Origin of the sequence: Ectothiorhodosinus mongolicus (assembly GCF_022406875.1) — a bacterium.
Classification (GTDB): Bacteria; Pseudomonadota; Gammaproteobacteria; order Ectothiorhodospirales; family Ectothiorhodospiraceae; genus Ectothiorhodospira; species Ectothiorhodospira mongolica.
Genome location: NZ_CP023018.1, coordinates 278,359 through 302,629 on the forward strand (window position 1 = coordinate 278,359; position 24,271 = coordinate 302,629).

1 protein-coding gene (cut by a window edge) is annotated in these 24,271 nt (G+C 57.7%); it reads right to left on the bottom strand.

The features are described from left to right. On the bottom strand, nucleotides 1-24,265 hold the 5' end (the start) of the coding sequence (locus CKX93_RS01015) for a YDG domain-containing protein (RefSeq protein ID WP_076754452.1). It extends 30,035 nt beyond the left edge of the window; 24,265 of the gene's 54,300 nt are visible here — the first part of the coding sequence; its start codon is at nucleotides 24,263-24,265; its stop codon lies off the left edge, out of view. Nucleotides 24,266-24,271: the final 6 nt, after the last annotated feature.

A 24,271-nucleotide genomic window follows, 5' to 3' on the forward strand; every position in this document is an offset into this window, starting at 1 on the left:
TGATATCACCACTGTAGGTAATCGCACCACCACCTGCACCTGATCCTGTTGGACCGGTGTAGCTATAGCCAAATAACGCACCCCACTGCGTGCCATCGGGCTGCTTCCAGCCCATGCCTTCAATTTCCAGAGGGCTAGAGAAGGTGCCGCCTGATCCCAGATAAAGCTGACCGCCGTCTTTGATCTTGACCGTGGTTTCACCAAACCCATTATCATCCACCGCACCGAGGTTTGCTTGGTTAAAGACCACCAAGCGAGCACTATCGATCTCGAAGGTGCCGGAAGACGACAATGTATTCGCGCCCGTGTAACGATAGTCACCGGCACCATTAACCGTGCTGTTATTACTCTTGAATCGCAGCGTGCCATCACCAGTGATGTCGTGGCCAACAAAAATCTGGCCCTCTGCGAGCGTTCGATCGCCGCGGAAATACTCCAGCGTGCCATCGCTCTCAATCGTTACGGTGGTGGCATTGCTGAGCGCACCCACAAAACCACCGTCACCAATTTGCAGGGTGCCGGCCTTAACCGTGGTGGCACCGGTGTAGGTATTATTGGCCACGATGATGGTGCGATGTGTGCCCTCTTTCGTGACCGTGCCTGACCCAGTAATCGGCGCATTCAAGCGAATGGTGCCCGCACCGTCACCGGCAAAGGTCAGTGAAGTGTTATTGGTAATGCTGGTGCCGCTGCCCGCGTTCCAGTCATACGCTGTATTGTTTAACAGCGTGGCGCCACCAGTGCCGATGGTAAAGCCATGGCCATTGTTTAAATCGTTGGCATTGCCAATGTATTCAATCGTACCGTTCGCTACTTGCGTGCGGCTAGATGCGTCGGCCAATTCGCCAATGCCGCCGTCCTGACCCCAACGCCAGGTGTTCACCTGCAAGCTAGAATCACCGGTAATCGTTAAGGTCGCGCCATTGTTAAAGCCGGTATAAAGACGCCCAGTCGGGGCAATCTGCAGCACGCCATTGCTGACCGTAGTATCGCCGCGGAAGGTGTTGCGTGCCGACAGAATCAAGGTGCCGCTACCGGCCTGCTCGATCTCACCGGTGCCTGAGATCACGCCCGCAATGGTTTGCTGCCCGCTGTAATTAAAGATCAGCGTGCCGTTATTTAAAATATTGCCGCTATAGCTAAAGGGACTGTTGGCAGTGCCCAAGCCACCCTGGAACTCGAGCACACCGCCTCGCACCGTGGTGTCACCCGTGTAGAGGCTGTCACCTGAGAGGATCAGCTTGCCGACGTTGCCTTTTTCAAACCGGCCATTGGTAGCTGCCGTGCCGCCAGACAGGGTGAGCACAACACTGCTGCTCTGATCAACAGCAATACGACCCCAGCTGTTGGCGGCAATGGTAAAGCCGCGATCGATTTCAATCGTGCCACCGTTGTAACGCAGAATGCCACCATCGAGCACGATGTTGCCGACATCAGCTGAGGCGGCACCAATGCTGCTGGCGACGCCGCCATCGGCCAGTGTTAAGGCATCAATTAACCCACCGGCAATACGCGTGACACCCGTGTAGGTGTTGGTGCCGGTCAGCGCCATAAACCCACTACCCGCTTTGGTGATGCCGCCGCTGCCACTAATGACACCTGCATAGGTCGTTGTGCTGTTGTTGACACCAGCAGTCAAGGTGCCAGAGCCTAATGTGACATCACCACCGGTGGTACCACCACCGTCCAAAGAGCCAATGGTGTTGCTAAAGTCATTCAGGTTGAGCAAGACGTCGGCGGTATTGGTCAACTCAAACGCCGAATTGCTGCTTAAGCCCGTGGTCGAGCCGGCCTTGATTTCACCGGCATTGATGGTGGTGGTGCCGCTGTAGACATTGTTGCCAGAGAGGAGCAGCACACCATCACCGGTTTTGGTCAGGAAACTGGCCTGACGGGTGGCCGTGCCGGTCGCGGCGCTATTGACCAAATTAGCTGAAATGGTCAGCGTCTTGTTGTCAGCAATGTCAAATGTCGTTCCGGTGGCTTGCGCCATACCCAGCGCGGCTGAACCCACACCAGAAATGATAGCATCATCGGTTACCGTGACATCACCCGCCAATCCCCAGGCAAAGCCCTGCCAGCCACTGCCGTTGGAAGTCAGCGTGCCGCCATCCATGTTCAAGGTGCCGATGCGGTTAAAGCTGCTGCCGGTGAGTGTGCCGCCAGCGTTAATATTGATCTCAGGATTGACCACCACGCTGTGGTTGCCCCACATGTCACCGACAGTGAACGACAACGTGCCGCCATCATTAATGGTGTAGTCGGCACCGGCGACGTTCGCGCCATCACGCCGACCGGCCATCACCAGCGTGCCGTTTTCTACCATGGTAGTACCGGTGTAGGTGAGCTGCGTGCCAGCCAGTGTCTGGTTACCTGTGCCGGTCATCACCAGATTCAGCTTTGTTGTGCCACCATTCTGGGTGTCACGCAAAAAGCCGTTGTATTCATAGCTACCCGTGCCGTTTAAGGTCAACGTGCCATCGGTCGCATGATCGATGTCTTGATTAGTCCAGCTGCGACTTTGAACAACTGCCCCTGCCTGCGTGCCCGTTGAGCCGGCATTCATACCCGCCAGTGTCTGGTTGGTGCCGCGCAGCTCAAACCGACCCCAATTGCCAGCGGTGTTGCCAAATGTCAGTTCAACGCCTGCACCAAACTGATTATCTTCATACATGCGCAGATACGGCTCGGTGCTGCTGCCAGTACCCAGCACCACATCGCCAACGACGGCAGGCCCACTGGCGCTAGCTAGTTCAACGATACCGTTTTCAATTAGAAGGTCACCGGTGAAAGTGTTTTGATTGGTGAGTCTGAGCGTACCGGTGCCAGTTTTTTCTAGATCAAAACTGCCGCCGGTTTCACTAATGACGCCGCTGATCGTGCCGCTCGCACTGGTGCCCCAAGCGGTGATGCGCGAGTTACCTTTGAGCGTGATGCTGCCGCTCAATGTGCCACTCGACAGACGGATTGCACCCAATCGGGCTGTGGATTCCAGCCACCCGTCGCCTGTGATCGAAATGTTGTTGCTTAGCGTGCTACCACCAATCGCAACCGACAGCTGGCTGTTGTCTAAGACATCGATGTCAGCGGTGCCTAAGCCACCGGTGGCCAACAGACGGGCTTTGTCGACAATAATGTCGCCGGCCAGATCCGCATTGGTCTGGCTGAAATTGAAGCTACCCTGACCAGATGCGCCTGAGCTGCGCACAATCACGGTGCTGGTGTCGTTGGCGCCCGCACTCACAATGGTGTGGGCAACGGTGCTGTCACCCGTGCGATCAAAAATCAGAAAAGACCCATCGCCCACATTGACTGTACCCGTACCCAACACCCCGGCATTGGTTCTGACACCCACCTGCAACGTCTTGCCGTCTGCGATGTTGGTGGTACCGGTAAATGAACTGTTGCCAGCTAGGGTGAGCTTACCGGTGCCCTGCTGATTAAACGTGCCCGAACCCGTGATCACCCCGTTCCATTGCTGTAGGGCTGTGGTGGCATTGGTCAGCGTGCCATTGATGACGATATTGCCGGGATAGTTACCGCCATCAGCGGCAGCTAGACGCCCGCCGCCTGAGATAAGCAAAGTCCCGGCATTGACTGTTGTATTACCGGTGTAGCGATTGTCGCCCGAGAGCTCTAACGTGCCGGCACCGCCCTTGGTCACAGCGCCACCATTGCCGCTCTGCGTGAGCGACGCGCTGATGAGCAACTCGCTACCATAGTCGGTCACGCCATCGGCTTTCGCAGGAATATTAAAGCTCGGCTGGGTGTTGTCGACCCGCAGGCGAATACGCCCGCTGATCACCGCTTGCGCGGTGGGGTTGGTGACCGTAACGCTCGTGCCACCCCACTCCCACCAATTGCCGGTACTGGCAGATGACACACCGCCGTTAATTCTGAGCTCACCACCACCACTGAAATTCACGCCGCCCGACATGTTCCAGAGGTGCTCATTCGAAGTACCACTTGCGGGAACAAGTTTCTCAACCAATGCACCATTGCGAATATTCAGGGTGGTGACGTTTTCACCAGTACGCCAACCCAGAATGGCAGTATAGCTGGTGCCGAGCTGCACTGTGGTGCGCGGGTCACCTACCGAATCACCCTCAGCATCAACAGTCAGCACACCGCGGACCGTGCCAACGCCTGACAAGCTTGGCGTGCCACCGTTCAAGAACAGCGTGCCGCCGGTGATCTTGGTGCCAGACGTTGTGCCTAAGTTATCCAGACCACCCACTGTGGTGCCACCGGTGTAGGTGTTTTGACGGGTGAGTTCGAGCTTGCCGGCGTCTGTTTTAAACAGCGCACCGGCACCATCGATGACACCGGTGATCGTCTGCTCCACACCTGCCGAGGGACTAAAGACAATACCGGTATTGTTAGCAAGCGAAATCGATGAACCGTATGAGTCATTGGTGTTGCCACCCGTTAGCGTGCCCTGATAAATCAAGCGACCTGCGTTAACTGTTGTGTTGCCGCTATAGCGGGCATTGCCTTGAATTTCGAGTGAACCTGCGCCTGTTTTATTAAATGCCGAACTCACCATGCTGGTGCTTGAACCTGCACCCAGGGTGCCACCGAATGTCAGTCGCGTGTTGCCACTGGTCACTTCAATGGTGGCGTTGCCGCCATCGGTCAGCAAAATCGAGCGATCAATCTCAACGGAGGTGCCGGTATAACGGAACGTACCGCCACGCAGAACCAACTTATCAGGGGTATTGGCTGATGCGCCGATGTGACTGTTTTCGCCACCATCAGCCAGATCGGAAACACTCAGCACACCGCTACCCACATAGGTTCTACCGGAGTAACTATTATCCGCATTGGTGAGTGTCAGGGTGCCACTATTCCACTTGCGCAGCTCACCCGTACCACTGATGACGCCGCTTAGTGTTTGGCTTTGGTTGCTGTCTATTTCAAATATCGACGTGCCGTTGATGGTGATGCTCTTGTCGTAATTGCGACTCGTCGTTGTGGTGCTATTTAACGATGCAGTACCAGATACCGCCAAGTGCCCTTGCTCAACAGTGATCGTGCCCGTGAAGGTGTTGTGATTCTGCAGGTTAAGACGCCCGGCACCCAGCTTGGTGAAATCACCACTGCCAGATACCACCACTGGAATCGAAGCGGTGTGACCATTGGTATCAACAAACCCACCACCTGTGCCTAAGTTAAAACCAATGTTGCGGCCATTGACTACTAGGGTGATGTTGTTGGCAGCGGCTTTCAGCGTACCCCCATCGAAATTCACATTCGAAGCTTTAGACGGATCGCCCGAGTGAATCCGTCTAGCCGTCTCAAGCGTGCCGCCATACAGATTGATGGCGCTATTGGTGTCTCTGCTACCCCAGGGGTTAAACCAGATTGACGACGCATCCCAGTTGGCCACCACATCGCCCGGCGCACCCACGTTAACCTGGCCGCCGGTGTTAATCGTCATGATGCCGGTGCCGGCCGCACCTGAGTTGTTGTAACGACCACCGATGTAAACCGCCGCACCGCCATTGCCGATGTTCAGTACGCCGCCATCGTTGACGACGACAGTGCCCACCGAGTTACTGCTTGATCCCACAGAGAACACATGCCGGTTGCCTGCGGCCTGCGTGAAGGTGCCATCGATTTCTAGCGTGGCGCCATTGGTGATGCGCACGTTGCGCGTACGCGTCACGTCACCATCGGCACCGATAATCAGCTTGCCACCATAGACAAAGGTGTCACCCGTGTGCTGAACCGATCCATTAAAGGTTTGCTCGCCGCTGCCCACTTTTTCGATGCTAAGGGTGCGTCTTGGATTCAAGATATCGCCTTCGAATACACCCCCAGTGCGATTGCCAGCACCGATATAGAGTCTGCCATCGGCATTGATGCTCGGATGACCAAAACTAAAGTTGCCCGAGCCCGTCAAGTTACCGATTCGAACTTCATCTTCATCGCTCATATTGAAAAGCGCGCCAGATGCGATATTCAAATCAGCCTGGTTATTGGTCCAAGTCGATGCTGTTGGCCAACCTAAACGAATACTGCCGGCTTTGACATCAATGAGTGCTCCGGCGCTCATCTCGAGCGTGCCGCCATTACCTTCGTATAGCCTGAGCTCACCTGCACCCGTTTTTTCTATGGTGCCAGTGCCGCTGTAGGTAATTCTTCGGGCGTAGCTCCCAAAACCACCACTGGCGATGTTGTACTCCAACGTTGCGCCAGTAGCGATATCGAATTGTGATGTGGAGACCCTACCACCGGTGATGATGATTCGGCCCGCATCAATATCGGTTCGCCCTGAGTAGGTGTTGTTACCGCTGAAAGTCACAGCACCACCACCTATTTTCCTGATTGTGGCTTGTGAGCTCTCAGTGATGGCCGCACTGATCAACAACTCGCTATCGACATTGGCGTTATCTGCCACGTTAATCGTCAGTGACGGTTGCCCAGATGCAACACCATCAGGCCGCAGGCGAATGCGCCCAGTGATCTTGGCTTGGTTCTCGGCCGTGGAATTGATGACACTAATGCTGCTGCCGCCCCATTCGAGCCAGTTAGCGGTGGTGTCTGATGAGGTGCCGCCATTAACCCGGAACTCACCCCCCCCATCAAAATTCACGCCGCCGGTCATTCGCCAAACATGCTGCTTGTTCAGGGAATCAACCAAACCACCTTTGATATTCAAGGTGGTGACGCGCTGATTGGGGTTCCAACCGAGCGATGCATCGCTGTTTCCAGACAGCTTAACCGTGCCCCCGGCATTCACCGTTAACTCGCCGGTAAGCACACCTCTGCCAGAATCGTTGCTGCTCGAGTCAAATAGTTCGAGTACGCCATCATCAACCACGGTGCCACCGGTGAAGCTGTTCACCCCGGTGAGCACAAGCTCGCCAGAGCCAACTTTCTTAAGACCACCGGCACCAAATGCTGTGCCATGGAATTCGGTGTTAGTCGTGTTACCCACCGTGAGTGTGGTGGTATCAGCTAATAAAGCATGACCCCACATGCCACGATCTTTGCTACTAGCCAGCGAGCCGATCGTGAGGTCGTGTTTCACCTCGAGGCCAGCATCGGGATCAACCGTGACTGCATTGGCTGCGCTCAAAGCGGCAGCGTTATCTGCCACCAGCAAGCCACGATCCACGGTCACTGCACCTGTAAAACCGCTGTTATCTGCTGAGAGGGTTACTGCGCCCGAGAACGACAGTTCGGCCACACCATAACCACCGGCAGTGCTTGAGTTAGCAATCGACGAGCCCGTAAAGCCTTCGAGGAAATCCTCACCGCGGATATCGCCATTGGCGTAAGCCGATCGGATAATGCGTGCTTGCACATTGCTGCCACTTTGACTGAGCTCGACTACGGCGGTTTTAGTGAGGCTGCCATCAAGCACCTGCATCTGCACCGTGGCCGTACCATCAGGATTGATCATCCGCCGCACCACCGAGGTAGCGGCATAGTTTTTCACGCCATTACCGATCCACCCACCCTGCAGCACCGCACCATCAATGCGTGCCAGGGTTTCGCCGACCGTGCTGTTCGATGCAATGGTCGTGGCGGTGGTGGTTAGCCCACTCGTGAACTGATTCGCAGTGTTGGCTTGAACGTTAAGGCTGGTGGTGGTGTTGCCCGAGATCGCACCCCTTAGCACCAGCTCACCCGATGTTTTAAAGGTGGCTGCCGCTGATGGATCGAGCGTGATCGTGCCCGAAATTTCAGCCGAGGCGGCATCGAGCTTAAACTGGCTGGAGCCCGTGCCGGTAAACGTATGGACTTGGTAGCCATCATTGATGCCCGTGCCCGTACTCACCGTGCCGCCACTGGCTGCTGCGGTGCTGCCAAGATAACGAATGGCCACCAAACCGGAGCCACCATCACCCCCACGGGAGAATAGATTGCCCGCATTACCGCTGCCACCGCCACCACCACCGGTGTTGTTGCCGCCGCTTTGTGCTTTGGTCGTGGTCGCAACAATGCCATTACCGCCGCCGCCTAGCCCGCCCGAGCCCGCGGCTGCATTGGCGCCCACGCCAAACCCGTGCACACCACCGCCACCGCCGCCACCGAACCAGCCATCATCACCTAAGCTCGCTGCGTCGGCCCAATCCACATAAACGCCGATGCCACCATCACCCGATTTGGATGGGCTCCAATTACCACCGGCGCCACCGGCACCGCCGCCACCACCCGTGGGATAGCCATTGGTTGAATTACCGAGACCGGTGCCACCGGCAAAGCCCTGACCAGCAGTACCCGTACCAGCCGCACCGGCATTACCGCTGCCGCCACCGCTGGCGCCAGAAGCCGGCGCTTGACCTGACCAAGAACCACCATGACCACCACCAAGCGCCGTTAGCCCAAATGCAACGGAACTACCGCCGCTTGTTGCCCTCAAGTCATTGGCATTCATGGTGCCGGGGTTGGTTGCACCTGTACCGCCGCCGCCAACCACAATGGTGGTAACGCCATCAGCCAGCGTGGCACCAGTCAGCACACCACCGCCACCGCCGCCACCGCCGACCCAAGCACCGCCGCCACCACCGCCACCAACGATGATGTATTCAACGATACGGCCAGTCTCGATAGTGGAAGCGCCGGCCAGAGTAATGTTGTTGGCGAGCGTGACACCAGCGCCTAGTAGCAGGCCTGCATTCGTCACGTCAACTTGTACGTTGCCAAAAGCATCGTCACTAAACGCACCGAGTGTGCCGTCATTGACCGCAATGTTGGACGCAAACGTGTTGGTGCCGTAAAGCGCGAGGATACCAGTGCCGTTTTGTGTGAAGGTGCCGTCAGAAGAAATATTGCCCGTCCACTGCTGCGTGGCGCTGGCCTGGTTGGTCAGGCTGGAGCCCGATGCGATGCTGATATCTCCCTGGTAGTTACCACCCGTGGAACCACCCAAGAGACTAGTGCTAGCGATGATCAAATCGCCGTCATCGACTGACGTATCGCCGGTGTAGGTGTTGCGACCGGTCAGCGTGATCGTTCCCGCACCGGTGAGTTCTAATTCGCCGCGGCCGGAAATATCACGATTGAGCGTCAGTGCGTTGCTGCGATTAATGCGCAGCATTGGGATTGGGTCAGCAGCGGCCGGGGCGAAGATAATGTCACCGGCACCGACCATGCCCGTGCTGCTACCACTGTCAGCCGCACTAAGATCACCTGCACCGAGTTGCAGCACGCCGCCACTGATGGTGGTGGTGCCGTCGTAGGTGTTGTCCTGTGTGAGGATGGTGGTGCCGCTGCCGGCCTGAACCAGGCTGCCACTGCCACTGATCGTGCCACCCAAGGTCTGGGTGGCATCGGTGTTGATGATCAGCTCGGCGTTGTTAGTGATCGCGGCAGCGTAGTCACCCACCGCAGGGTTATCGCCCGCAGCATCCGATTGATGACCCAGTGTGCCAGTCATCTCAATCACACCGCCTGAGAACACCGTGCTCCCGGTGTAATCACTCGCCCCTGAGAGCGTTAATTGGCCGGCCGAGGCGTCCGCCGTGAGCGAGCCCGACCCGGTGATACTGCCGGTAATCTCGGCATCAAAAGATCCGCCAGTCAGGCTAAATGTAGTGGCACCTGATAAGAAGGTGTGAACCTGAAACTCACCTTCCGTGCTCACCGTACCGCCCGTGGCCAAGGCGCTGTCACCCGCATAGCGCAGCAACACAATGCCCGAGCCGCCATCACCACCACTGGCCGAGCCCCCAGTGCCGCGGCTACCGCCACCGCCACCACCGGTATTGGTCTGACCATCCTGAATCGATGCGTCACGGGTGATGTTGCCATCACCGCCACCACCGAGTCCGCCAGCACCCAACGTGCCTGGGTTGGCACTGCGGTGGCTGGTACCACCACCGCCGCCACCAAAATACCCATCATCGCCACGGCCTAAGGCGCTCGCCCAACCCACAAAAAGCCCGTCACGACCATCGGTATTGGAACCTACCGCCGTATTACCCGCTACGCCGCTGCCGCCACCGCGCTGACTGGTGCCACCTTCTCCGCCACCGCCGTTAACACGGTTATCCGCCAAGGTATCGCTGGCCCAACCAAACCCGCCACCACCACCGGCCGCGGTGAGGGTAAAGAATTGGGAGTCACCCCCTTTTAAACCATGCCGGCCTTCGTTGGTGTCTGTACCCCCAGCGCCACCGGCACCCACCGAGACTTGCGCGTCTGATGCGGTGAGGATGACGGTGCCCGAGAGCACTTGGCCGCCGCCGCCGCCGCCGGCGATATCACGGCCACCGCCACCGCCGCCACCGCCCACCACAAGATATTCGATAGGAATACCGAGCAAGACAGACACAGCACCGTTGAGAGTGACATCGTTATCCAGCACCACGCCTGCGCCCAGTGCCAAGGTGGTGGATGAGTTGCCATCCACACCCATTTCTAGGCCACCGGTAAATCCACCCGCGGCGGTCACACTCAACGCTAACGTGCCATCTTTAACCTCGGCACCCCCGCTAAAGCTGTTAGTCCCCGTTAGATTGAGTAACTCCGCACCGGTTTTAATGAGCTTGCCTTCGCCAGTGAGGTTTGAGCTGATCGTAAATCCGTTAGAGCGATTGGTTTGCAGAATCGCCCCTGCGCCGATGTTGACCTCACCGGTGCCGATATTACCGGTGGTGCCGTTATCACCAATTTGCAATGTGCCGCCGGATATCGTTGTTGTGCCGGCATAGCCGTTGTTATTCGTGACGGTCAAGGTACCTGAGCCGGTTTTTTCCAGATTGCCAGCCCCTGAAATACGGCCAGCAAAGGTGGTATCGGTATCCAGTGAACCGGTTTGTAGCGTGGTACTCGCACCGAGCGAGACATTACCGCCGTTGGCACCTCCACCAGCTAGTGAACCAATCGCAACGGTTAAGGGGTTATTCGTGGGGTCGGCATCGGCGTTGTATGTGCGCAGCTGCGCACCGGCGGTATCACTAATAGTGACTGCTGAGTTGCTGCCTAACCCACTGGCGCTGGTGACCTTCACCGCACCGGCACTGATGGTGGTGCTGCCGGTGTAGGTATTGTTGCCAGACAGGGTCAATTCACCGGCGCCGGTTTTAGTGAGTGCGCCAGTGGCACCCGAAGCATTGGTAATGTTACCGGTGATGCCGGCCGACATCCTGGAGTTATCCACCGAGAAGCTGGCTGAACCGACGGACGTGAACGCATGAACGGTATAGGCTTCAGTTTGACCATTGCCATCACCATCAAAGTCAATCGACTGAATGCTGCCACCGGTGGCAAACTGCGAGCCGGCGTATTTAATCAGCACAATGCCCGAGCCACCTTTGCCACCAAGTCGCGCGCTCGAAGTGCCGTTGTAACCGGCACCACCGCCACCACCGCCGGTGTTGGCTTGGCCGTCATGGGCTTTGGCAGTCGTCGTCGTGCCGTTACCGCCGCCACCATTGCCACCAACACCGGCGCTGCCGTGCCCAGAGCGCGGACCACCGCCGCCACCACCACCGAAGTAGCCTGATTGACCAAAGCCTGCCTCTTGCGCCCAGTCAATCAGAACACCGACGCCTCCGTTACCCGCACGATCGCTTGGCGCTGCTTCACCCGCACCGCCAGCACCACCACCGCCGCCGGGCCTATTGCCGTCGTTTCGACCGGCGCCACCGTCATTCCCCTGACCTGCGGTGCCAGCACCGCCTTGTGCATTACCGGTTGCTGAACCACCGCCACCCGAACCACCGGCACCGCCATTATTGAGCTGGCCCGTGTTGTGCGCACCACCGTAACCACCGCCAATGGCAACCAAATTACCGAGACTGGAGTTCTCTCCTTGAGTACCGTTTTGCGGCGCGAAGTTCCAACCCACACCACCCAAGCCACCATCACCCACAGCGACGGTTACCGTGCCGGACAGTCCGGTTTCGCCTCTCAGTACACCGCCGGCACCACCGCCACCGCCGATGATGCCGCCACCGCCACCGCCGCCGCCAACGATGAGGTACTCGACGTACAACTCATAGGGCGCAAAACCAATCTCCACTGCACCCTCAAGTTCAATCGAATTCGGCAGTGTGATGTCATGATCGAGCAGCAGCTCGGTGCTTGCAGCCATGGTTAGGCCAGCCGAGCCTAGCGCGTTGTTATGACGGGCAATGATGGTGCCTGCGTCTAGATCGGTGCCACCGCTGTAGGTGTTGTCACCTCTGAGCGTGAGTGTTGATGAGAGCAACTTTTGAATTGAACCCGCACCGGAAACCACCATGCCCAAGTCGTAATCAGTGGTGCGATCGACAATCAGCTTAGAAGCGCTGTTGTCAATGATAATGTCACCCGTACCCACAGATCCCGTGGCGGTGTTGTTACCAACCTTGATATGTCCAGCTGAAATCGTGGTGGTACCAGTGTAGGTGTTATCAGCCGTGAAGGTCAGCTTTGAATCCGCGTCTTGCTCAACATCACCTGACCCACTGATGGTAAAGGGTGCCGTCAAATCATCGGTGCGTTTGAAGATCAGCGTGCCATCGTTGACGAGGCTCGTTGAAAGCACCATACCCGCGTTGGTGTTGTTGCCCAGTTGCAAGGTGCCATCGCTAATGGTGGTCACACCGGTGTAAGTGTTGTCAGCCGTAAAGATGGTTTTACCGGAACCCGCTTGCTCAAATGAGCCTGCACCGCTAATGACGCCAGAGAATGTATGGGTTGCATCGGAATTAACAATCAGCTTGCCGGCGTTGGCGATGGTGTTGCTAAACGTGCCCGTTGCAGTTGCTGCACCCGCCGCCGAGTCGTGACCCAGTGTGCCAGTCACTGCAACCGTGCCACCGGTGATGGTGGTGTTGCCATCAAAACTGTTCTCACCCGCCAGCGTGATCGTGCCCATGGCGGAGTCGAGCGTCAGCGCATCCGACCCTGAGATATTACCAGTCAAGTTCGCTGATAACTTATCAACAGAGAAAGTGCTCGAACCGGTGCTTGTAAAGCGATGCACCTGGTAGGTGACGCCATCTTCACCAATCGTGCCATTGCCATTAAAGGAGGACAGACTGCCGCCCGAAGCCAATGCATCGGACGATGCGTAACGCACGACAACCACCCCAGCGGCTGCATTGTGGTCAGCCTGGGCGCCGCCGCCCGTATTAGCCGGAGCATGTGCTTGGCGCGTGACACCATCACCGCTATAGCCCCAGTTGGTGGCGTTTCTTCCGCCCCCACCGAAGCCGTACATCACTGAATCGCCAGTGATAGTCGAGGTAAGACCGGCGCCACCCTCGCCACCTTGAGTGCCAGTTGGCGCGTCAGACCCCGCCTCTGTATGTCCACCAGCACCGCCTGAGGCGTAGCCGTTTCGAATACCGCCAGTGTTGCCTGAAGCACTAGCGCCGCCGCGCCCAATCAATAGGTTGTTATCGGCATCCAGACCACCACTCCAGCCACCGAGCGCGTCCGTCCCCAAGAAGGATGACGTACCACCTACACCTAGAACGCTTCTAGCGCCTGCGGCACCTACGGTAACTGTCGAGGAAGCTGATCCAACCGACCCCAAACCCAAGACAACAGCGCCACCACCACCCGGTGCGTTGTAAACAACACCACTTTGGCCACCACCTGAGCCACCGCCACCACCAACAATCAGGTATTCAACATCCAGAGGCGCAAGACCAATGGTGGCTGTGCCCGCTAACGTGATGTTGTTGGCAATGGAAACATTGTGACCGAGTAATAGCTCAGTGTTGGCGGCCATATGCAAACGGCTATCAGTTGCCGCGGCATCACCCAATGCCGTGCTAGAACGGGCAATTAAGGTGCCCGCGGTTAAATCCGTGCCACCTGTGAAATCGCTATTACCTGACAGGGTGATCTGGCCGCGACCGGCATCAATTGAAGCGTTACCCGCACCGGTGATATTGCCTGAGAGATATGCAGCGAAGTTGTCTTGCACGCCGAAGGTTTCATCACCGGTGCTGGTGAAGCGATGGACGGTGTAGGTCTCGCCATCGATGACGGTTTGCGAGGCATTGCCGCCCGTTGCTGTGGTGGTACCGAGGTAACGTACAACAACAATACCAGAGCCGCCGTCGCCGCCTTGCTCGTGACTGCCATTGGTAGACCCACCACCACCACCACCGCCAGTGTTGGCTGCGCCGTGAATGTTCGGCAAGTTTGCACTATTTGCAGTTTGGCTATCACCGCCACCACCTTGACCGCCGAGGGCTACAGTGTCGCCACTATGACTACCACCTGCACCGCCACCCGCGTACCAGGTACTTACACCAGTAATATCGCTTTGTTTGCCATCGCCACCTTTGCCACCGACATTTCCGCTGGCCTTGAATCCTAGCTGGCCGGCACCGCCGCCACCGCCGCCACCAAAATCGTCTGTAGATTGAACACCATCACCACCATCCATGCCCTGTCCTGGCGTTCCACTGGCACCAAACGTGTTCGGGCTCGTCGCGTTGTCACCTCTTCCCGCACCGCCACCACCAGAGCCGCCCGTCGATGCTAAGTTTTGATGACCACCGCTGGTAAGACTGCCGGGATTATCATCATACGAACCGCCGACCCCGCCCCCAAGTGCAGTTTGCCCAAACGCGCTTGAGTCACCACCTTGGCCAGGATCGCGACCGCCGCTAATATCGATGTTGTTTCGACTCGACCGTCCTCCCTCTCCACCATCACCAACCGTGATGGTATGTGCGATGCTCAGATCATCCAGTACGGTGAAGCCTTCAATAAATCCACCGGCACCACCGCCGCCGCCACGGCGTGCGCCACCACCACCGCCACCACCGACGATGAGGTATTCAACCAATAGTTCTTGGGCAAACGAGAAGTTCACATTGCCTTCGAGCTCAAGGTCGTTGGCAATATTCACACCATGACCAAGCACCATGCCAGTGCTACCGGCCATGGTGATGTCGCCAGTGCCTAGTGCACTGCTTGATAGCAGAGCAACCGAACCTGCGGTGACTGTCGTGCCACCAGTGAAGGTGTTGTTACCACGTAGCTTGAACGTGCCGCTACCTGCTTTTTCTAGTGCACCATCTCCAGATATCACTCCATCGAAGCTGGTATCACTGCTGTTGCCCGTGATGAGTTTTGTGTTGTCGCCAAGCACCAAGTTGCCGCCAGCTGAACCACCACCGGCTAGCGAACCAATGGTCAGCGTCATCATCGCGGCGTCAGCTGCTGTGTCTAGGTTTTTGGTTCTGAGCACCGTGTCTGCAACATTGTTGATCGTGACGGCTGACCCGCTGCCCAAGCCACTGGCGCTGGTGACTTCTACCGCACCAGCCGCGATCGTGGTGTTGCCGGTGTAAGTGCTGGTGCCACTCAACGTCAGCGTGCCGAGCTTGGCATCAAGTGTCAGGTTCTCAGAGCCGGAGATCTCGCCTGAAAGCGTTCCAGCCATATTGAACGCAAAATCCGTTGTGCCGCTTGTGAACTTATGGACCTGATAGGTCACATCATCTTGAGTAATCTTAGTGACCGTGCCGCCCGTGGCGACTTCATCGCCACCTCGGTAGCGCAGCACCACAATGCCAGAGCCGCCATCGCCACCCACTCTGCCACTGCTGCTGGTGCTTGTACGCCCACCACCGCCGCCACCCGTGTTGGCAGTGCCATGGGCATCGTTTAGGTTACCACCGCCTTCATGAACGCCATCACCACCGCCGCCGGTGCCACCAAGACCAATTGCAGTCCCCGAGCCGCGGCCACCGCCGCCGCCGCCCCCGGCGTACCACGTCAGAGTGCCGGTGATATCCGATGAAACACCGTCACCCCCCTTACCACCTGTGGTTGAGTTGACCGTAGCGCCTGCCTGCCCTGCTCCGCCGCCACCGCCAGCGCCCGCACCGGAAGGCCATGCACCGCTTGATCCACCACCAGCATTACCAAGGCCTGGTGCTGCTGCAGTCGATGCACCACCGTTGATGCCACCACGGCCCGCACCACCACCACTCCCGCCGGCGCTACCAGAACTACCTCCACCATTGCCGCCTGCGCCACCACCTCGGGCCAGCAAGAGATTACCGCCCACTGATGAGCTGGCCCCATCACGATTGGCTGCACTCGCATTACCACCGGCACCCACAACCACGGTGTAACGACTTTCATCGAGTATCTGAGCGCCTGTCAGGAATTCACCGGCACCGCCACCGCCACCAGGGCTGAACGCTGCGCTTATACCGCCGGCACCGCCACCCCCCACCAGCAGATACTCAACCTCTAGCGGGGCCATACCAATGGTGGCCGCCCCCGCCAGGCTAATGGCATTAGCAATTGATACATTATGGCCGAGTAGCAGCGTGGTGCTCTCAGCCATGGTGAGCGTGCCATTCGTGCTGTCACCCAACGCCGTATCCGTGCGCGCAATGATGGTTCCAGCGTCTAGATCGGTGCCGCCTTCAAACGTATTACTACCCCAAAGGCTTAGCGTGGTGTTTTGTTGTTTGACGAGCTTACCCAAACCCGAAATATCTTGGGTCAGGCTGAAGTCGTTGGTGCGATCGATGATGAGGCTTGAGCCACTGGCAATTGAAATATTGCCAGCACCGACGCTACCTGTGGTGCCATCGTTGCCAACCTGCAAGTCACCATCAGAAATCGTGGTAGTACCCGCGTAGGTGTTGTTAAGGCTGAAGGTCAGCTTGGAATCGCCTGCTTGCTCAACATCACCTGACCCACTGATGGTAAAGGGTGCCGTCAAATTATCATTACGCTTAAAGATCAGCGTGCCATCGTTGACCAGGCTCGTTGAGTCCACCATACCTGCACCGGTATCGTTACCCAGTTGCAAGGTGCCATCGCTGATACTGGTGACACCGGTGTAGATGTTATCAGCCGTAAAAATCGTTTTACCGGAACCCGCTTGCTCAAATGAGCCTGCACCGCTGATAACGCCAGAGAAAGTATGGGTGGCAGCGGACTCAATAATCAGCTTACCGGCGTTGGTAATGGTGCCGGTGAAATCACCGGTTGCTGGTGTGACCCCGGCGGCTGAACTAAGCCCCAGCGTGCCAGTAACTTCAACGGTGCCGCCGGTGATGATGGTGTTGCCGTTGAAGCTATTCTCACCCGCCAGCGTAATTGTGCCGAGTTTTGAGTCGAGCGTCAGCGCATTAGAGCCAGAGATATCGCCGGAAATCGCTGCACTTAGATCAAGCTCAAAGGTACTCGTGCCAACATCAGTAAAACGATGGACGGTGTAACCGTCTGCCGTACCAGTACCCGCTTCAGTATCTCCGCCAATCGCAGCTTGGTCGCCAAGATAACGGATGACAACAATACCCGAGCCGCCGTCGCCGCCTTGCTCATGAGCACTGTTGGTAGAGCCACCGCCACCACCGCCACCCGTATTGGCTTCACCATCCAAATTTGCAAGGTTTGCATTCGTTGCCGCCTGACCTTGACCGCCGCCGCCATTACCACCTTCCGCGATGCTACCGCCACTATGACTACCACCTGCACCGCCACCGGCGTACCAAGTGTTTACACCAGTAATATCGCTTTGTTTGCCATCGCCACCTTTGCCACCAACATTTCCGCTTGCGTTAGCCCCTGCCTGGCTGGCACCACCACCACCGCCACCACCATAGTTGGCTCCGGCACCACCACTTTCGCCGGCGGTTCCATTTGCACCTGCCGTATTGCTTGTGCCTGCACCACCACCGCCAGAGGCACCTGCAGCTGAAGCCTGACTGAGGCCGCCATCACCGCCAGCGTAAGAACCGCCATGACCACCGCCTGCAGCAGTCACCCCAAAAGCCGTTGAGGCGTCCCCTGAAGCGGCATTGCGGTTACCGGAAACACCCGCAATACTATTGCGGCTCGACAATCCACCCAGACCACCCGCACCAACCGTAATGGTGTGCAAATTCGTCGATGCGTCTAATAATGTCGTACCCGAAACAAACCCACCGGCACCACCGCCGCCGCCACGGCGTGCTCCACCGCCACCGCCGCCACCAACAATCAGGTACTCAACATCCAGAGGCGCAAGACCAATGGTGGCCGTACCCGCTAAGGTGATGTTGTTGGCAATGGAAACGTTATGACCGAGTAATAGCTCAGTGTTGGCGGCCATATGCAAACGGCTATTGGCTGCATCGGCATCACCCAATGCCGTGCTAGACCGAGCGATTAAGGTGCCCGCGGTTAAATCGGTACCGCCGGTGAAATCGCTATCACCTGATAAGGTAATTTTCCCGCGATCCGCATCAATCGAGGCTTTACCCGCACCGGTGATATTGCCTGATAGAGTTGCTTTGAAATTGTCTTCGAGCGTGAAGGTGCTGCTACCAGCAACGGTGAAGCTGTGAACGGTGTAGGTGCCATTGCCATCACTGTCATTGGTAATGGAACCACCCGAAGCTGTGGAACTGCCGGAATAACGCACGACCACGATGCCGGAGCCGCCTTGGCCGCCTTGTTTACCAAACTCGTGCGAACCACCACCGCCACCGCCCGTGTTGGCAATACCAGCAATGCCGTTGCCGTCCGTACCAGCGCCGCCGCCGCCTTGGCCACCGGCGCCACCACCGGCCCCAGTCGTAGCACCACCGCCACCACCACCGACCCACATCGATGAGCCTGTGATGAATGTTTCAATACCGATGCCACCGGCACCGGTCGCATTGCCAGCCCCACCCGCACCGCCGCCACCTGCACCCACGGTGGATGAACCAGTGATGCTTCCACCTGCAAAACCCTGACCTGAAGAGCCTGCGCCCCCAGTGCCACCGATGCTCGCCGCACCACCGCCAGAGCCACCCGAACCTGGCCCAGCGGCGTTAGTGCCACCAGCACCCCCACCGCCACCGTCTGCAGTTAAACCAAAGGCGCTAGAGTTCTGCCCTGCCGTCCCCTTGGAATCAGTAGTAGCAACGGGATTTGTTCCCGAGCCGCCAGCCCCCACGACAACATTATTGCTATTTTCCGCGATGGTCTTATAACCCTGTAGCACGCCACCAGCACCGCCGCCACCGCCAGCGTTGGCGCCACCGCCACCACCGCCACCACCACCACCGACAATCAGGTATTCAACTTCCAGGTCGGAGAACGCGATGTTGGCGTTGCCTGAAAGCGTGATGTCGTTATTTAGGATGGTGCCGTGATTTACCAACAGTGTGGTGCCCGCATCCATCGTTAGTCGGCCAGTACCGATGCTATTTGAGCGAACAGAGATCTTGCCACCAACTAAATTCGTACCACCGGCATAGGTGTTGTTACCGCGTAGTGTCAGAGTGCCACTACCTGCTTTTTCTAGTACACCGTCACCGGAAATCACGCCACCAAAGCTTGTATCACTGCTGTTGCCTGTCACCAATGTAGTGTTGGCACCGAGCACCAAGTTGCCGCCTGCTGAACCACCGCCGGCTAGGTTGGCGATGGTGACTAAAAGTGGATTATCAGTAGGGGCCGGATCGGTATTGGCAAGCTCCAGTTTTGCGCCGGAGGCATTTGACAGTGTGACAGCCGAGCCACTACCCAGCGCACCTGCGTCGGTCAGCTTAACGGTGCCGCCGGTGATGTTAGTGGCCCCCGAATGATCACTCGTGGTGCCACTGAGCGTTAGTGACCCTGCACTTGCATCAGCAGTCAACGAGCCCGACCCGGTTATTTTGCCGGTAATGGAGGCATCGATCGGCCCGGAATTAAGCGTAAAAGTCGCATCGCCCACAGTAGTGAAGGCATGCACTCGATAACCATTCGATGCGTATTCAGTGCCACCAGTAGCTAGGTCTGAGTCACTAAGGTAGCGCAGCATAACGATGCCAGAACCGCCCTTGCCTCCCGTGGCAACCGCTCTCACACCGCGACTAGCACCACCACCGCCACCAGTGTTGCTAGCGCCGGCCTGCCCACCTTCGGTGCTCGCGTCTCCACCGCCACCAAGCCCACCGGTGCCTAAGAACAGCGGTGTCGTTGACCTATGACTCGATCCGCCACCACCTGCCCCAAAGAATCCATCTTCCCCAAAACTCAGGTCATCTGCCCAAACAACATAGACACCATCGCCACCGTCTCCTGGGTTCGGGTCGTTCGGACCCTGACCTAAACCGCCGGCTCCTTCGCCACCAGTGCGAGAAGCTCCACCATCTCCAGCCGCACCGCCTGAGCGCTCATCGCCACTATTCCAACCGAAGCCACCGCCGCCGCCGGCAGCACTTATCGTAAAGAACGACGAACTATCACCGCGTAAGCCATGTCTGTCTTGGTCGGCCGAGTCGTTTTCATCGTAGCCACCTAGTCCACCACCGCCAACAGTTACATCTGCGGAAGTGCCAGTCAGAATCACAGTGCCAGTTTGAACCTGACCACCACCACCACCACCAGCGATATCGCGACCGCCACCACCACCACCGCCACCTACGATTAGGTAGTCAACCGGTATGCCGAGCACCACTGACACGTCACCATGCAGGGTGACATCATTGTTAAGCGTCACACTCGGACCAAGTGCTAGGGTAGTTGAGGAGTCTTGATCGACACCCATGGTCAGACCACCCTCAAAACCACCGGCAACATCGGTGCTGATGGCTAGCGTGCCGGCTTTAACCTCCACCCCACCTTGGAAATCATTCGTACCTGTTAGGTTAAGGAGATCGTTACCTTTCTTGACTAGCTTACCTTGACCAGTAATGTCAGCCGTGATGCTAAAGCCGTTGGAACGATTGGTTGAGAGAATCGCTCCACTATCAATGGTGATGTTGCCCGTGCCTAATGTGCCAGTCGTGCCACCGGCACCGACTTCCAGCGTACCGCTCGAAATGGTTGTCGTACCTGCATAGGTGTTGTTGCCGGTTAGCTGGATTTTTCCAGCACCGTCTTTTTCTAGGGTGCCGGAACCTGAAATGTTTTTACCAATAGTGACGGTGTCAGCAGCTGCGGTGTTAAATACCAGCGCTGCGTTGTTAGTCACCGTACCAGCAACACCGAGACTTCCACTACTGGTGCCATTACCAATTTGCAGCACACCATCAGAAATGGTGGTGGCACCGGTATAGGCATTGCCTGAAGCCGTAAGAATGGTTGTACCGGCGCCAGCTTGCTCAAACTGGCCTGCCCCAGTAATCGCACCGGCTAACGTTTGCGTGGCTGACGTATTGATCTTTAAGGTGCCGTTATTAGCAATCGCACCAGCGTAACTACCCGTTGTTTGTGCGCTTGCGTCGTGGCCTAGTGTGCCGGTTACTTCCATTGTGCCGGCATTGATGATTGTGTCACCGTCAAAGGTGTTAGCTCCGGCAAGCGATAGCGTTGCTGCGCCCGTTTTAGTCAGATTACCTGAGCCAGACACGTCGCCAGTGATGGTTGCTCCGAGCAGAGCAAACTCGTCGGTGCTCGTAAAGGTGTGAACTTGATATGTGATCCCCCCGTCGCTCAGCGACGCAACGCTACCACCAGCGGCACCAACTCCGCCTTGATAACGAACGACAACAACACCAGACCCACCGCTTCGTCCGCCAGCACCACCACCTCCAGTGCCAGCCTGACCGTCACTCCTTAACCCACCGCCACCTGGGTTATTTTCGGAGGGATAAACGTAAGTTCCCGGCGACCCACCACCTCCGGCACCACCACCACCATAGTATGTCGCAGACCCAGTGATCGAAGAGCTAACACCGATACCACCCTTGCCTATGTAGTACGTGGAGCTAGAGAATGTTGTAGCCTGACCCACACCGCCAGCACCGCCACCGCCGCCGCCACCAAAGCTAAATCCAACACCCCCAGCGAACCCATTCCCACTGGTGCCGCCGCTGTGTCCATTAACGTCCCTATCATTCCCTTTCTTGCCACCAATGGCTATCGTCCCAAATGCAGAAGTACTTTGGCCATCGGCTTGCTTCACCCCTCCAAGACCGACTTCAATGGCATAGCTCGCATCCGTCAGTGTCATCCCTGTTGTGCTTTCAATGACTTGGCCACCTCCACCACCGCCGCCATAACCATTACCACCGCCACCACCACCACCAACTAAAAGATATTCCACCTCAAGGTCAGCAAACGTGATCGTTGCCCCACCCGTGATCAGTTCAATGTCGTTGGCCAGCGTCGTGCCATGCGCCAGTGATAATGTCGTGCCGCCACCCAGAATCAAATCACCAGCACCCGATACCGAACCCGAACCTGCCCTAAGGATCAAGCCACCGGTGCTTGAACGGGTAATGTTTTCATTGATGATGATGTCGTTGGCGGCTTTGAGCTCAAGATCGTAGATTGAGCCTGAGGAGATGGCAGCTGCCACCGTGATGTTGCCCTCCTGCGTTCCAGTCGTGCCGGTAAAGACAGTCACGTTCGTGCTGTTAAGTGCGGTTTGTAGCGTTGCCACATCCACAATCGCACTGTCAGCCGTAGCTGTGTAGCTGGCATCTACATCCGTGTTGGTGCCACTGGTAATCGTGATATTCCTCGGGTCCAGCAACCACTGCCCGGTAGTTCCGTTGGTTGCTTGCGTGGAGATGGTAATCCCATCGACCTTCAGGTCATAGCCCGAGGTTTCGATCTTGCCGCCGTCGCCGCCTTGTTTGCCACCTTCGGCTTTGAGGCTGCCCGCCACTGTGGTGACGCTATTGGGGTTGGTGATGTCGCTCCAGGCCACGATCATGCCCCCATCGCCTTGGCTGAGGGCTGAGGCATCGAGGCTGACGTCGTCGGTGATGGTGACGGTGGTGGCTTGGTGCAGGTTGCCTCGGCCTTGCCAGTCGCCGCCGACTTTGATGCTGCCGCCGCCGGTGTCGCCACTGGCATCGAGGCTGCTATTGCCGGTAAGGGTGATGTGGTCGCCGGTGATTTGAATGTCACCGCCATTGCCACGTCGTGAACTGGAGTTCAGCTGCACATTAGTGAGAATGACTTTGCCCGGCTGCGGTGGAGGCACCTCTGGCTCATCCGGTACTTCCTGCCACACAGGTTCTGCGACCTCGGGCACGTTGGTGGCAGGCGTGGCAAGGGCTTCAATCAGGCCTGCTCGGTACAAACCGCCCACATCCAATTGGCTTTGGCTGACTGCTATCTCATCGCCCAAGAGTGCGATATACCCACCCTGCGCCATCTGGCCTTGGGCACTGAGCGTTGCGCGCGCAATCTCCAGCTGAGTGGTCTGCAGCAGGATACTGCCCGCAGTCGCCTCAGCGCCGCTGCTATCAACGCGAATGCTGGCCGGAGTGTCTTCATCACCCCGAATGGTAATGCGGGTCTCACCTTGCAGAGTGACTTGGCCGCCGGTTTCGCCGCTAGCGTCGATAGTGCCGCGGTTGTCGATGTCTTCGGCTTTGAGGGTGATGTTGCCGCCGGGGGTGGTTGCGTCGCCCTTGGCGATGATGGCGCCGGTGTTGGTGATGCGTTGTTCGGCGTTGAGGGTGACATCCCCGCCGGAGCCGTCGACGATGCCGGCGTTGTGGATTTCGCGGGCTTCGAGGCGGATGACATCTCCGACGCGGCGGGCACCGCGGGCTTCGATGGTGCCGGTGTTGCTGATCACGGCGCGGGCCAGGGCATCGGCAGCGCGGGCGCTCATGAAGATGCGGCCGTCTTCGGCTTCGATGAGGTTGCGGTTTTCGATGAAGGCGTCGATGGCGCCTTGTTCGACGACCACGGTCATGCCGCTGGCTTGGTTGGTGAGGGTGATGGCTTCACCGGCAGCGAGAATGACCGTGCCTTTGCGGGCGCGGATGACGCCTTCGTTGATGACTTCGGGGGCCAAGAGGGCGATCAGGCCGGCGTCTTCGGCGCTAAGCTCACCCATGTTGGTGATGACGCCTTGGCCGTCGGTGAAGCGATAGTTGCCGGCGAGGAAGTCTTCGTCGGTGATGCGCATGGCGCCGGCCACCAGGCTGCCGACATCAATACGGGCGTTGGGGCCAAAGACGATACCGCTTTGGTTTAATAAAAAGACTTGGCCGACGGCGGTGATTTGGCCATAGATGCGCGATTCAGCACCGGATAGGACGCGGTTTAGGGTCGCGGCATCGCGGTTTGGTTGATCGAAGTGCACTCGGGCGTCGCGGCCGACGTCAAAGCTTTGCCAGTTGATGATCCCTTGTTGGGATTGCTGGCGGATGTTCATTTGATTGGCGGCTTGCTCGACCTGGATCTGGCCGTGGCGGATGTCGTAGCCGCTGGGCAGTTCGTTCGGTGGCGGCTGGGCCAGTGAGGGGCCGGAGAGCAAGCTGCCAGCCAGGGCCATGCCTGCGGCCCACTTGCCTACATGTTTATTGATGGTGCGGCCGGCTTTTTTCGCTGAGCGCGCGAGCTCCGAGCAGACGACGAGCTGCTTCTTGGCCTTGCTAAAGACGATGTTGAAGATCTTATTCATGGCGGC